Genomic DNA, 12,933 nt, shown 5'->3' with positions numbered 1-12,933 from the left:
CGCTACTGGTCGTTTCATCCACCAACTAAGTACGTCTCCCCAATCGAGTTGAGATCTCAGGCTTGGGACTTGTGTGCTGAAAGCGGCCGTTACACTTCGGCGGATCGATGATTTTGCTCGCCGCAAGTCAGCTCGCGGGACTCGCGTTACTGATTGCAGTCAGCCAATCGTCCGAAGGGTCGCACGAGCGGGAAATTTCAGCAACACCGTTAGTGGGTCAATATTTCATAGACGTCGCTCACCAGAATTCTGGTATCCGCGCCATAGCCGATAAGCGCCGTCAAGATAGCTTCCGCGACGATTTCCGTCTGGGTGTCTCTGGTAACAATCTCTAGCCTGACGGCGGATTTGTCGTCAGCGACATGCTCTACACCTCGATAACGTGTCACTCTGCGGTTTCGCGGCGCAAAATCCTTAACATCGGACAGCACGAACTCGAGTAAGCTTAGATCCAGCAATGCCTCGCGCACATCGCCGACGCGTGAAGGGGGGAAAATCGCTTCAATCTTTTTCATGGCGTTCACTTTATCCGCATAAGGGAAATGACTAGGAAATTGCAGTTAGTTTGGGTCCGATCCTTTGCTTGCAACTGCAGGATCTGCCGCAGTTGATTCCAGCTAGCGAATGTTGCTCGCACGCGGAGATTGCCCCGTCGTCCGCGGGTAAACCTCGTTAAGAATATCAGCGAGCCGGGCTGCCGCCTCGTGATGCAGGCCCGATAGGATTTCCCCGCCAAACGTGGCGGGCGCTTCGTGATGGTCGTCCCATACCATCCACTTCTCTGTCGGCATCAAAATGACATCAAATCTCAATGTTGAATTGTTCATCGCGGTTTCTTCCAAGCCAAGTCACCAGCACACCTGACCTTTAATCCGGCCTTCGGCTGCGCGATCGCCTATCATGTAAAAAGGACTCAAGCCGTCTCTCGGCATGTGATCATGTCTGCGATGCGCTATGGCGCTGTTTCAGTTCCCCGCCTGCTTGTTGCAAATGACACGATGTTCGAAAATGTGGCAGCCTGTCTGCACGCCGAAGGATCACTTGGCCATTGTCCTTTGCATTGGACCAAGCGAGCTTACGGGCACGGCGGGCGGAACAGCTCCGCACATCACTGGATGTGCACTACATATGAAATGGTTTTCCGTCTTAGAGAAACACTCCGATAGCCAGCGCGCCTAAAATTTGGACTCGACGTGCACATTATTTGTGCGTCGCGAACGCTTATTAAGCACATGTCGGAGAAGACCATGAGAGTGAACCACCGGACATCCCTCGGGCGACTGCAGCAAATCTTTGCTGCTTTGGTGCGTCGAAAGAGGCTTCGAGAGGCGATAAGGGACCTTCAATCACTAGACGACAACATGCTCAACGATATCGGAATTGGCCGTGGTGACATTGAGTGGATAGTGGACGGTGGGCGGCGCAACAGCCGCAGCCTTTGAAGGCACTGCACGTTTTCCACTGATTCTAAAGCGCTGAACTGACGTCCATGATGTAATGACCGCTGGCAGCTAGAGGCTGGTCCTGTGACACATAATCGATTGCCCATCCGCACGAGATGTCGGAATGATCAGTTTTGCCCGGAGGCTGTCTTTGTCGCTTCAGAGGGTGCAAAAGCTATTGTGAAATAGCTTGAGGGACTCGCGAAAGTATCCATTCTTCATTACAGAAATCTGCATGATCAGCCATGGCTCAAAATGCCTGCCCCGTTGATCTTGCCTCCAGCGCGGCAAGTGCGCGCTGGAGGTAACCCTCGATATCGGCGACGCTCTTGCCCTCCAGCAAAGCGATTTCGGCGACGGTCCTTGAAATCATCCTTCGACTACTGCTTCAGCGTCAGCCTGTCCCAAGGCATTCAAAATCATTTGTACACTCCAACAATGGGAGCCGGCGTTCTCCGGCGATGGTCAACCGGACGGTAACCACGAAAAATTGCGACGCGCCCGTAGAAGGTGGCTTGAACCGCGTCAGCATCGTCATCTGGGTGCGCGTCTGTGGATCTGCAACCGCACCAAGCATATAAACATCGACCCCGCTGAGCATCATATAGGTTGCCACATCCCCTCGTGTTCGAGAGACCAGGTGATGATCGTTGTAATCGCGAACCAGGTCGAGGTTATGCCATACAGGCCAGCATCCGGGCGCCAGACCTCGACCTTCATGAGCTAGAGAGATTCCGGCCTTGGTCATTAAGTTTGCGGAGCGTCTGGTCGTGCCGGTACATTCCAGCGAACGACTTGGTGATCCAGACGGCGATTGTTGTTGCGCTCGGGATAGACCGCTTTGTTACGAATGACGTACGGCGCTCCATACCAGCAATGATCGTGAAATGTAGGATGCTGAAACTGCCTTTCCTGAATAGGGGCATGGCCTCGGTTTCGGAGCGCTTGCCTCTCGACGGCCCCCTGCACCTCACAGTTCGCAGTTCCTCGGTCAAGGTGATCACTTTCACCGCGGTCGAATAGCTGCTTCCTCGAACTAGTAGCCAACCAATGACTAGGAAGACGATGACATGAGTAATACTATCCCGAAAGCCTCTCAAGAGTCGGAGTCCATGCCAGCTCCGGAGTGGACGCCCTGCCTCCCAACAGAACATGCCCACGTGATCAGCAGCGACGAGGAAGCGATTGCGATTGCCGAGAATTTGCGCTTGCGTTTTCTTGCCGACGCCGGCCCAAGGGACAAAAATAGAACGCTTCCGTTCGAGGAGGTCGACCTTTTTTCGCAGAGCGGTCTTTGGGGGATCACAATCCCGAAAAACTATGGCGGCGCAGGAGTTTCGCAAACCACGATCGCCAAGGTTTTCACACTCCTTGCTTCAGCCGATGCCTCGCTGGCGCAAATGCCGCAGAGTAACTTTGAAATTATCGACGTCATTCGACTCACCGGAAGCGAAGAGCAGAAGAGAGATCTCTTCGGCAAGGTGCTCGCCGGCCAGAGATTGGGGAACGCGTTTTCGGAATTTAAGGGCAAGAATGTCGAAGATTTTGAGACCCGATTGCTCCGTGACGGAGATGAGTTTCTCGTCTCAGGACAGAAATTTTACTCGACCGGCGCGCTCTTCGCTCACCTAGTCCCGATCGTGGCATTGGATGAAGGTGGCCATGTCGTCGTTGCCGTGGCTGACCGAACCGCGAACGGACTAACAGTTGTAGACGATTGGTCAGGCTTCGGCCAGCGCACGACCGCCAGCGGCACGGTGCTGCTGGATCGCGTGCGCGTTGCTGCCTCTAGAGTATTGCCTGCCCACATCGTATACGAAAAGCCGAGCGCCGTCGGTCCGCAGAGTCAAATCATCCATGCGGCGATCGATCTCGGAATTGCCAAGTATGCTATCGATGTCACAATCGATCTCATCAAGACCTATGCGCGTCCTTGGATCGATAGCGGACGGGAGCGCGCAAGTGATGATCCCTATACGATCGCTGCTGTTGGGGACCTGAAAATCAAGTACAACGCTGCCGAAGCAATGCTTGAACGCAGCGGACGACAGCTTGATGCCACGATCGCCAATGTTGATGAAAGGACGATCGGCTTGGCCAAAATCGCAATTGCGGAAGCGAAGGTTTTGTCCACGGAACTTGTCCTCCTTGCGTCGAATAAGCTGTTCGAACTCGTAGGAGCGCGCTCGACCCTCGAGAAGTTGAATTTGGACCGCCTTTGGCGCGATGCGCGAACACACACCCTCCATGACCCGGTTCGCTGGAAATTCCATGCGATCGGACAATACTACTTAAATGATATCGAGCCTCCGATACATTCCTGGATCTAAGCAAGTACACTGGGGCCGGCCAGAGTGTCCGCAGCCTCTGGAGGGGAGCGCGCCGGACGGTGGTCGCTAGCCAGACCGTGAAGTGGCCGGTGCCGGAATGTGTGATGTTCGCCGCTCTCTGCTCACGCGGGCCTGGGCGGGAGGGCGGAAGCGCTCAGCGTAACTGCCGCCGCTCGTTATGCTGCTGACGGTCCCGTTCGCGACCCGTGCATGGATTCCGGTCACGGAGCTGTAGTCGTGGTGGCACCCTTCGTCGTGCCGGCCAGCGTCGGTTGGATGGAGGACTACAACCGAAATAGACCTCATCGCCCGGGATACGCCAACGGAATTCGCAATAAGGATGGCTGCGGAAAACGAAGCTGCATGAGGCAAGACTGAAAACGAAAGACTCTCGTGAAATTCGGAGGCGACTTGGATCTCAGGTCACAACATATAGCCAAGGGCGACCATGGGACAGAGACAAGGACGGCGGCTCACTGTCGGGTTGCTTTTCTTAGCTTGGAACCATGGGCGCGGCGATTCACCCGACTGGATCATCAGCCAGCCAAGGCCTGTATTTCTGCCAGCCGTTGAGCGCATTCCTACTGTTGTCGAGTACCATGATCTTCGCGGCTGGCTTCGACGACCAGAACCGCGTGGCCTTTGCCGCTGGGTGCCTTGGCGATGGCAATACGAATTGCCTTTGACGACCCGCCCATCGGGCAAGCCAGCTAGGACCGCCATGCACGGCAAACATCGAGGCAAGTGCCATATCGGCGACCAGTTTGGGCCTACACATTCTCCCGGCGATCGGCATAGTAGCTCCTCGTGGACAGATCGCATTAGGGCTGCCGAACGAGTTCAAGCGCTCAGAAGCCAGGCTGCATCGCAGCCTGGCTCATCCACAAATCGCGTCAGACAGGCAGCAACACGAATGTGTCGCCGGCCCGTCGGGATATATCAGGCCGTCGGCTGCTTGGTCTTCCTGAGATAAGGCAGAACCGTATCGAAGGAGCCGAAACGCGTGATCGCGTCTTCGTTGGAAACCGCGGCGGTGATGATAACGTCCTCGCCCTGGTTCCAGTTCGCCGGTGTGGCCACCTGGTGCTTGGCCGTCAGCTGGATGGAATCGATGGCGCGCAGGATCTCATTGAAATTGCGGCCCGTCGTCATCGGATAGGTCAGGATCAGCTTGATCTTCTTATCGGGACCGATGATGAAGACCGAACGCACCGTCGCATTGTCGGCAGGCGTGCGGCCTTCCGAGCTCTCGCCGGCGCCGGCCGGCAGCATGTCGTAGAGCTTAGCGACCTTAAGGTCCTTGTCACCGATCAGCGGATATTCGACGTCGAAGCCGGTGGCGGTCTTGATGTCGTTCTTCCACTTAGCGTGGCTATCCACTGGATCGACGGAGATGCCGATGACCTTGGCGCCACGCTTGGAAAATTCCCCGGCCAGGCCGGCCATAGCGCCGAGCTCGGTCGTGCAAACCGGCGTGAAATTCTTCGGATGCGAGAACAGGACGGCCCAGCCGTTGCCGATCCACTCATGGAAGCTGATCGGTCCCTGGGTGGTGTCGGCGGTAAAATCGGGAGCGATATCGTTGATACGCAAGCTCATATGTTTATCCTTTTCCAACTATACATGCGACAGCCGTGTGGTTGAGAAAATCACCGTGTATTGGTGCTTGTCAGCCCACCTCTGGATGCCGCAGGAAATGTATCGAACACCCATGTTACCGAAGTATTTCTAAAACGAGGTCGTTCTCCGTTCGCTCCTTCCGAGCCGGAAGCAGTGGGGGCCCCGTCACCAGTGACCCGACGGCGATCCGGATTGTAGAAGACCGTCTGGCGGAGCCGGAGCCACTCAGGGCACAGGCCATCCCGACAACGGCAGCCACTCGATATACGTCGGGACCGACTTGGTAATTATGGAGAAGACCGCGAGGGAAAACATCGCAACGATGCCGAAAAGCACCGCCGCTGCGATCCCACAGCGCCATAATTCCGCTTCCTCGTCTGAGTTTCGCTCCGCCGGGTGGGGGCACCGTTCAGCGTGCTGTTTGACGGGGACCCTAGTGCCGGCTGTCTCGCTCAGCAGCGTTTTCGAGCCGCCCCATCTTTGCTCTTTCGGCGGAGGTCGCTGATTGCTCACGGACCCGTCGCTGCCAGTGCCCCGGACCGGTTCGCCGACCAGTCGGAGGCAGGCTATGGCACTTTCACCAGTGGGACCGTCCGGGTGGTCTCGCATCCATGTGTCTCCTCTGTTCCGGAGCACTACAGTCACCAGGTTCCGTTTCGCCAAGATTTCGGGGCACAGCGCTATTCCTAAAGGTGTAACATTTGTTTGCTTCAGCTTCGATTTTCGGAAGGTGCAGCAAGCGCAGCAATATTGCCTGTAGGCGGCGATTCTTGGCTGACAGAGAGGCGAACCATGCCCAGCAAAGGCTTGAGCCTAGCAGGACGGACACGAAGCGTTTTTGATGCCCGAACATCGCTATGAGCATTCTGTCGGAGCGCCGACTTGACGGTGATGACCTCGCGACATTGCGAGCTCCCCACTGCAGCAAAATTTCAAATGCAACATCCGCTACAGCCTTGGACACGAACGCGAAACGCGGCGACGCGAGTCTGCTATCCGCAGCTTATTGCGATTTATGGAAATTGGAGACGATGTCGTGAAAGTGAGCACTTGATTACAGCATCTTATTTGAAGAGAAAAGTACGCAGCATCAACATCTTCAGGGGATGCATTTCACGTCTGTCGAACTTAAGCGGGCTTGGATTTGCAGGCCCTGCTGCGCTCTACTTTTCTCCATATTATCCGCTTCCCCAGGACCTCGTTTCAGGCGATTTCGACGGATATGACACGGTGGCGGACGAAGAAATTCCAGTACTGCCGCCAAAGTAACAGCCCGGCGGGGTACTCGGAATTCCTTTGCGCCCACGAAATGTGGCAACAACTGGCCAAGTGCAGCACAGGCTAAAAGCTGAAACGCAAGGCGTCTCTGAAAACCGGGGGAAACGGTTTCAGATCAAGGAACACTGCACTAACGCGTTGGCTGCCGTCACGATCTAGAACGGCAATCTCGCATTTTCCTTGACTTCCTTCATAACGAAGAAGGTCCGCGTCTGTCGAATGCCGGGGAGCGCAATCAGCTTTTGACCGTGGAGCTTATTGAAATCGGCCATGTCCCGTACCCTTATCTTCAACAGGTAGTCGAAATCACCCGCTACGAGGTTGCACTCGAGCACCTCCTTCATCACCATTACGGCACCCTCGAACTCTGCGAAGCTCTCCGGTGTTGAGCGATCTAGCACCACTCCGACCATGACCAGTGCGCCTAGCCCGATGGCCGTCGGCGCGACTTCGGCGCGTACGCCTGTGATGAAACCTTCCTCGAACAGCCGTTGGGTGCGTCGATGACAAGTGGCGGCGCTGACATTGACCCTTTCAGCCAAGTCAGCGTTGGTGAGGCGACCTTCAGATTGCAGCGCACGCAGAATTTTGAGATCGATCCGGTCGAGAGACTCTTCGGAAGATTCTTTCATTTTTTGTTTAACTTGCATGCTTATTCGCCAACAATTTCACATAACATAGCTTATCTTTGGTCACAAAAAAAGCAACTAAGAAAGCACCTTTCGCGCGTTATGTCCTAGTTTATGCCACGAATTAAGGAGGTCCGAAATCATGTCGCCTTTCAGATCGATGATTCTCGCCGCGGAGTTGCGAACTCGAAATATGCGGGGACGGAGCGATTTTGCAAACTGTTGTCAGGGTCTGAGATCAGCGGCGCGTAAAACTAACCGTGATGCTCGAAGCCCGCGCCCTGTTCTTGAATCTTACAGCGGAGCTCGGTGAATATAAGGAGTGTTTAAGACCAGCAATTCGCACTTGCGGCCCGAGCAGCGGATGAATCATTACACCACTCAGGTCTGTAAAGCCTGGCGCAGCGTAATCGATCTCAATCGCGCGGCGCCACGCGCGTCTCTCGTGTCAAATGAAATCGATATCGGAAAGGCGGCCGTGGGCAGGGCGCCAGGAACCTCTGCGCAAATGGCAGGGCCAGAAGTTATCCTCACTGTACGGAGCCATCGATCATGTTGAAAATTTCATATCCGCTTTGGGCAACCCTGCTTGTCTCACGTCAGGTTCTCAGCCCCTCGAGTGGAGCGCCGCCGGTGCAACAACAGCGAGCGGCTTGGTGGTCGCCCATGGAGGAGAATTCCGGTGAGCCATATGGCTGTAGAGCGCGTCCCTTAGATGCCTCACGTGTTCGTTGAGCGTCGCAAGTTGCGCCGGTGTTTGAGCGGAGGCAGCCAATAGCGCATCGCCGAGACATGCAGCGCGCGATGCCAGGGCTCGTCCCTTGCTCGTCAGGGCGACGAAGACCTGCCGCTCGTTTGCCGGATTGCGAGTCCTTTTGAGCAGATTGGCAGCCTCGAGCCGCTTGAGTATCGGCGTTATCGTGCTGGATTCGAGTGCGAGTTTCTCGGCAATTTCTCCAACGGACTGGTTGTCGGATCGCCACAGGACGTTCAGAGCGAGGTATTGCGGATAAGTAAGCCCGAGTTCATCGAGCAAGGTCTTGTAGAGGCGTTGGATCGCCATGCCAGCCGAGTAAATCGCGTAGCAAAGTTGGTCGTCGAGCGGGACCGGTTTGTCGTTCGTAATCTTGTGCATGCGTGCTCCTTCAAACCGGAGTATATGCATTTCAATCGCGAAAAACAATATCGCGATAAATAATGACTTGACAGGCTTTTCCTGTGAAGCTAGATAACTTATCGCCATAAATGTTATTGCGATATAAAAGGAGAAGGATCATGAAATTCGCATTGATTGGGGCCCTCGCTGCGGCCGGCGCTCTTCTTGTCATCAACTCGGCAAGCGCACAGACGATTCCGGACACCCAAGCTGTAAAAAACGTAGTCCTTGTTCATGGTGCATTCGCAGACGGCAGCGGCTGGCGTTCTGTGTATGACAATCTCACCGAGCGCGGCTACAAAGTCACTATTGTGCAAAACCCGCTCACCTCACTTGCTGACGACGTTGCAGCCACCAATCGGGCTCTGGAACGACAGACGGGACCAGCTATTCTCGTTGGACATTCCTGGGGCGGAACTGTCATCACAGAAGCTGGCGTTGATCCGAAGGTCGCCGGTCTTGTTTATGTATCTGCCCTGTCTCCCGATGCCGGCGAGACGACCGGCCAGCAATATGAGGGCTTCGCACCGCAGACCGACTTCGTAATCGAAACCACCAAGGATGGTTTTGGATATGTAAAGCCTGAGAATTTCAAGATTGCTTTCGCCAGCGATGTGAGCGATGCAGATGTTGCGTTCATGCGGGACTCGCAGATTCCGATCAATATGTCAGTTTTCGGCACAAAGCTCACCAATGCTGCCTGGCGGACGAAGCCAAGCTGGGCGGTGATTGCGACCGAAGACAAAGCCTTTGACCAGAAGATGCTGATACATATGGCGGAGCGCATCGGCGCGAAGGTAACCAAAGTATCCGCCAGCCACGCGCTGTTCATGACGCAACCAAAAGCCATCGCTGATACGATTGACGAGGCAGCCAAGGCCGTCTCGAAGTAAGCGTGAAATTCTGTGGGGCGGCGCAAGCCGCCCGTCTATCGCCGATGTCGTCAACACCTGATGACTGAGTGGTGGTGTATAATCATGCCAGGTTCTCAACTATATCTGTAATAGATCAGCGAATATTTGAAATACTGGTGATATCGACTGCAATAAATTTGGCGATGTAGAAACATTGAGGTTGTCGAAGGAGTACTCACGCGGTGGTTCGTTCGAAAATGTCGTTGTCAATGGCACAACGGTGGAAGTACGGGTCGATTTCAGCGCTACAAGCCAAGCTCGGGAAGCGGCGACACCTCGGAATACAATTCAAACTCTTCGGATGAGGCGGCCGACATCGATACAATGACTGCGGGCGGTTCACAATTATCAACCAATGTCTCATAGGCGCGGGAGTCCGATGCAACCAAATGTTCATGGTATTTTCCATCAACCGACAGGATCGGTCCAGTACATCATCTGGGATCCTGCCAGCCGTGCGTGCGCCATCATCGATCCGGTGCTCGACTTCGACAGAGGCTCGGCGACATTCAGCGGCACCAGCGCAGACGAGCTACTTCGCTTTGTCGGGAGACATGAGCTGAAAGTGGAATTGATCGTCGATACCCACCCGCATGCCGATCATATGTCGGCGGCGGCGTATCTTTCAGACCGCACTGGCTCGCCGACGGCAATCGGCGAACGAGTGGCAATCGTTCAGCAGATGTGGCGGGAGCGCTATGATCTACCGGAACTGCCTGTCGATGGACGGCAATGGCACCGGTTGCTTCGACATGGTGACACGATCACCATTGGCAGTGTCGACCTCGCGGTGGCCTATGCACCGGGGCATACACTCGCATCGATTATTCTGTACAATGAAGACGTAGCGTTCGTAAACGATACCGTTTTCTTGCCGGACGTCGGGACAGCTCGAGCCGACTTCCCAGGAGGAAGCGCCGAAGAACTCTGGCAGACAATCTCCACCATCGTAGCGCTTCCCAAACAGGTGCGATTAATGGTCGGGCATGACTATCCGCCGCAAGGTCGGACTGCTGCCTGGGAATGCTCGATCGACGAGCAGCGGGAAAATATCCACTTAGCGGGGCGCTCTGCGGTAGATTTCGTCGCATGGCGTCAATCGAGAGACGCCACATTGCCGCTTCCCGACCTTATGCTGCTCGCACTGCAGGTCAACCTGAACGGTGGCCGGCCCCCGCTGAAAGCGCCAGATGGGAGGCGGTTTTTGAAGGTGCCGGTTGATTACACGCATCTGTAAACGCTCACCGAGGCTGGCCTTTCGCGAAGCTCGGTGTCTCACTTAGGAAGACACGGCGTGCCGACCTTCGCCGGACGGCTCGTTAGCGATGAAGGAGGACAAGATGTTTTGTGCGCCAGTATGCACTTCATCCCGGTGACCACGCTCATACCAGATCAAGCCAACCTTGTACTCAGGCAGCTTTTTTCCTGCAAGCGCCAAGCTATCGAGCTCGTAGCGCTCGATTAAGGCACTTTGCCGTTGTCACGGGTACCACCAGAACTGCGTCGGTTTGTTGCGGTAGCACCGCGGCAGTATGTATGTCGGGCACCTTGAGCGTTCGATTGCTCGGTGAGACCGTCAAACGCATCCGCCACGTTGGCGTTATCCGTTGCGTTGATACGAAGTGACGTGAATTGCGCCAGCTCGCTGATCGAATTCATGACCCTTTCCCATATGCCCCCTGCGGCATAGGCATACTGTGGGAATTCCTGGCAGTGTTCGCCGAAAAAAACCGACAGGGTCATCATTCGCATTTCCAAGCACCAGATCGACCTCGCCATTTTCCCGTTTAACCAATGCATTTGGCAGGCCTATTACCGGACGCAAAGAGGTACCGAGCGAAGCTTTCCGAAAGTAGGCCGTCATTTGCCAGCGAGCAGCAACGCCTGGTGGTCCGGCATCGCCAAGGTAAATCGTTCCGGTCCTTTTGGAAGTCTTTTTATAAATGGTCGTCGTATGGTCTCGCGACATGTGGCATAGGCTTTAATGGAAACGTTAAGGACGAATTTTGTAACCGAAACGTAACACAGACCTTTCAAATCAGAAATTAGCCTGACGCACTGTCATGCAATACTTGAAAGGAAGTTCGAATGGATACGTCGGTTAATTTGCTGCCCAAAGGCCCTGGCGATGGCTGTGAATGGTTGGAGGTTACTCCCGGTGAGCGATTTACGATCCGTACCTCTGTTTCGGAGACCGGAGGCTTGTACACGATGATCGAGGTGACTGCCGAGTCACGTAACGGTGTACCCGTCCACACCCATGCTAACGAGGAGGAGCACTTCATTGTTCTTGAAGGCAGCGTTCATCTCATCAATGGTAGCCAGAGCTTAGCGTTGTCAGTTGGGGACTCTGCAACAGTCAAGAGGGGGACTCCACACGCGTGGTGCAATCTTTCGGATAGTACCGCCCGGATGTTGATCATTTTTTCGCCAGGACATATGGAGGAGGCATTCAGGCTTATCGGTTCACTGAACGGTGGCGATATGGCAGCCATCGCAGAGTCAGCCAAAAGTGGCGGCTCTACGATCGTTGGCCCCCCGCCTTTCGATAACATTTATTCTGTAATGTCACCTCGGCCGAGACCCTAAGCGCCGCAATGTGTCGGCTATTGGAAACCAATCTGATAGCCGCATTGGCGTCGAATGGGTGCATTTAGCCGACATTCAAATGCTCATCGCTGGCATAACTTCATAGTAAGCTGTATCCCAATGGACACCTTTCTAGAAACGAGCGCTCCAAGCGTTGCCCTTCATGCAACCGGAAGTCACTCCTTCTCCTCTAATGGGCAGATCCTCGGTTTGCGGCTTGGAAAACCGTATGAAGCACTTCCGACGTTTCGCCGCTCGATACGACCGCACAGCAATCCATTTCGAAGGTTTCATCTATCTCCCCGCCTCAATGATCTGGCTGCGGTGAATATCGATTCGTCCTAAAGCTGTCTCGAAGTATGCACGACAAAGCGAACAAGCGGGACGCGCAAGCCGTGCCCCTTGTTGCCATAGGCCGCTAATGCTGACGGCCTATGGAAAAGCGATCTTCATGCGGCAGATTGGCCATGGCATTTCATGGGCAATCTGCCGCTTGCGCCGCGGGCGTTGTTGGATTGCAGCCAATTGCCCGACACCTGGCTTGAAGCAAGGCAATCGGTGCGTTCAGTTTTTCATGTCATCCGGCCTGCCTGTTGAGAAGCGGAATTTCCGAGATCGTCTTCAGAACCTGCGAAGCGATCTGGTAGGGGCAGCCCTGCGAGTTCGGGCGGCGATCTTCCAGATAGCCCTTGTAGTCGTTCTTGACGAAGGAGTGCGGCACGCGGATCGAGGCACCACGGTCGGCAACACCGTAGGAGAACTTGTTCCACGGAGCTGTCTCGTGCTTGCCGGTCAGGCGCTTGTCGTTGTCAGGACCGTAGACGTTGATGTGGTCCATCAGGTTCTTTTCGAACTGCGCCATCAGCGCTTCGAAATAGGCCTTGCCGCCGACTTCGCGCATGTACTTGGTCGAGAAGTTGCAATGCATGCCCGAGCCGTTCCAGTCGGTGTCGCCGAGCGGCTTGCAGTGATACT

12 protein-coding genes and 2 pseudogenes are annotated in these 12,933 nt (G+C 55.0%); 6 read left to right on the top strand and 8 right to left on the bottom strand.

What is annotated here, in order from left to right; all coding sequences use genetic code 11:
* Positions 1-209: 209 nt before the first annotated feature.
* Complete coding sequence (locus GR198_RS18060; RefSeq protein WP_130786805.1) at positions 210-515, bottom strand: P-II family nitrogen regulator; 306 nt, start codon at positions 513-515, stop codon at positions 210-212.
* Positions 516-617: 102 nt separating this feature from the next.
* Positions 618-827 (bottom strand): hypothetical protein, encoded by a 210-nt coding sequence (locus GR198_RS18055; RefSeq protein WP_164024077.1) that lies wholly within the window; start codon positions 825-827, stop codon positions 618-620.
* Between the two features lie 405 nt (positions 828-1,232).
* Between GR198_RS18055 and GR198_RS36125 the strand changes: the two genes are divergently transcribed.
* Positions 1,233-1,442: a DUF1127 domain-containing protein gene (locus tag GR198_RS36125; RefSeq protein WP_312876455.1), complete on the top strand. Its 210-nt coding sequence runs from the start codon at positions 1,233-1,235 to the stop codon at positions 1,440-1,442.
* A 250-nt stretch (positions 1,443-1,692) separates the two neighbouring features.
* On the opposite strand, the gene GR198_RS36120 is transcribed toward GR198_RS36125, so the two are convergent.
* Entirely contained in the window at positions 1,693-1,815 is a 123-nt protein-coding gene (locus GR198_RS36120) for a hypothetical protein (protein ID WP_261322560.1), read from the bottom strand.
* A gap of 697 nt (positions 1,816-2,512) precedes the next feature.
* Here GR198_RS36120 and GR198_RS18045 point away from each other — a divergent pair.
* Positions 2,513-3,772: an SfnB family sulfur acquisition oxidoreductase gene (locus GR198_RS18045; RefSeq protein WP_164069348.1), complete on the top strand. Its 1,260-nt coding sequence runs from the start codon at positions 2,513-2,515 to the stop codon at positions 3,770-3,772.
* Between the two features lie 939 nt (positions 3,773-4,711).
* Here the strand turns inward: GR198_RS18045 and GR198_RS18040 are convergent.
* Positions 4,712-5,371 carry a peroxiredoxin gene (locus GR198_RS18040; RefSeq protein ID WP_164024082.1) on the bottom strand — a complete coding sequence of 220 codons (660 nt, stop codon included), beginning with the start codon at positions 5,369-5,371 and terminating at the stop codon, positions 4,712-4,714.
* A gap of 903 nt (positions 5,372-6,274) precedes the next feature.
* On the opposite strand from GR198_RS18040, the gene GR198_RS18035 reads away from it, so the two are divergent.
* Entirely contained in the window at positions 6,275-6,661 is a 387-nt protein-coding gene (locus GR198_RS18035; protein ID WP_164024084.1) for a hypothetical protein, read from the top strand.
* Between the two features lie 164 nt (positions 6,662-6,825).
* Here GR198_RS18035 and GR198_RS18030 read toward each other — a convergent pair whose 3' ends face one another.
* On the bottom strand, positions 6,826-7,302 hold the full coding sequence (locus GR198_RS18030) for an Lrp/AsnC family transcriptional regulator (protein WP_112907824.1): 477 nt from the start codon (positions 7,300-7,302) through the stop codon (positions 6,826-6,828).
* Between the two features lie 667 nt (positions 7,303-7,969).
* Positions 7,970-8,434, bottom strand: a pseudogene (locus GR198_RS18025) (MarR family winged helix-turn-helix transcriptional regulator); the annotation flags it as partial.
* Positions 8,435-8,574: 140 nt separating this feature from the next.
* Here GR198_RS18025 and GR198_RS18020 point away from each other — a divergent pair.
* Both GR198_RS18020 and GR198_RS18015 read left to right on the top strand, forming a co-directional pair.
* Entirely contained in the window at positions 8,575-9,348 is a 774-nt protein-coding gene (locus GR198_RS18020) for an alpha/beta fold hydrolase (protein WP_164024086.1), read from the top strand.
* 400 nt (positions 9,349-9,748) lie between these two features.
* On the top strand, positions 9,749-10,606 hold the full coding sequence (locus GR198_RS18015; RefSeq protein WP_246705879.1) for an MBL fold metallo-hydrolase: 858 nt from the start codon (positions 9,749-9,751) through the stop codon (positions 10,604-10,606).
* A 224-nt stretch (positions 10,607-10,830) separates the two neighbouring features.
* Here GR198_RS18015 and GR198_RS18010 read toward each other — a convergent pair whose 3' ends face one another.
* Positions 10,831-11,115 (bottom strand): hypothetical protein, encoded by a 285-nt coding sequence (locus tag GR198_RS18010; protein ID WP_164024088.1) that lies wholly within the window; start codon positions 11,113-11,115, stop codon positions 10,831-10,833.
* Positions 11,116-11,457: 342 nt separating this feature from the next.
* Between GR198_RS18010 and GR198_RS36345 the strand changes: the two genes are divergently transcribed.
* Positions 11,458-11,958 carry a cupin domain-containing protein gene (locus GR198_RS36345; protein WP_164024090.1) on the top strand — a complete coding sequence of 167 codons (501 nt, stop codon included), beginning with the start codon at positions 11,458-11,460 and terminating at the stop codon, positions 11,956-11,958.
* Positions 11,959-12,535: 577 nt separating this feature from the next.
* On the opposite strand, the pseudogene GR198_RS17995 reads toward GR198_RS36345, so the two are convergent.
* A pseudogene (locus GR198_RS17995) lies at positions 12,536-12,933 on the bottom strand (glutamine synthetase); the annotation flags it as partial.

Source organism: Rhizobium leguminosarum, assembly GCF_010668065.1.
In the GTDB taxonomy this organism is placed as follows: Bacteria; Pseudomonadota; Alphaproteobacteria; order Rhizobiales; family Rhizobiaceae; genus Rhizobium; species Rhizobium leguminosarum_S.
Note: the sequence above shows the minus strand (reverse complement) of the source record. Positions and strands in the feature narration are given on the sequence as shown.

Excerpts from the sequence above, each read along its gene's own strand:
- GR198_RS18060 (WP_130786805.1), bottom strand. The coding sequence starts at position 515 with ATGAAAAAGATTGAAGCGATTTTCCCCCCTTCACGCGTCGGCGATGTG.
- GR198_RS18055 (WP_164024077.1), bottom strand. The coding sequence starts at position 827 with ATGAACAATTCAACATTGAGATTTGATGTCATTTTGATGCCGACAGAG.
- GR198_RS36125 (WP_312876455.1), top strand. The coding sequence starts at position 1,233 with ATGTCGGAGAAGACCATGAGAGTGAACCACCGGACATCCCTCGGGCGA.
- GR198_RS36120 (WP_261322560.1), bottom strand. The coding sequence starts at position 1,815 with ATGATTTCAAGGACCGTCGCCGAAATCGCTTTGCTGGAGGGCAAGAGC.
- GR198_RS18045 (WP_164069348.1), top strand. The coding sequence starts at position 2,513 with ATGAGTAATACTATCCCGAAAGCCTCTCAAGAGTCGGAGTCCATGCCA.
- GR198_RS18040 (WP_164024082.1), bottom strand. The coding sequence starts at position 5,371 with ATGAGCTTGCGTATCAACGATATCGCTCCCGATTTTACCGCCGACACC.
- GR198_RS18030 (WP_112907824.1), bottom strand. The coding sequence starts at position 7,302 with ATGAAAGAATCTTCCGAAGAGTCTCTCGACCGGATCGATCTCAAAATT.
- GR198_RS18020 (WP_164024086.1), top strand. The coding sequence starts at position 8,575 with ATGAAATTCGCATTGATTGGGGCCCTCGCTGCGGCCGGCGCTCTTCTT.
- GR198_RS18015 (WP_246705879.1), top strand. The coding sequence starts at position 9,749 with ATGCAACCAAATGTTCATGGTATTTTCCATCAACCGACAGGATCGGTC.
- GR198_RS18010 (WP_164024088.1), bottom strand. The coding sequence starts at position 11,115 with ATGATGACCCTGTCGGTTTTTTTCGGCGAACACTGCCAGGAATTCCCA.
- GR198_RS36345 (WP_164024090.1), top strand. The coding sequence starts at position 11,458 with ATGGATACGTCGGTTAATTTGCTGCCCAAAGGCCCTGGCGATGGCTGT.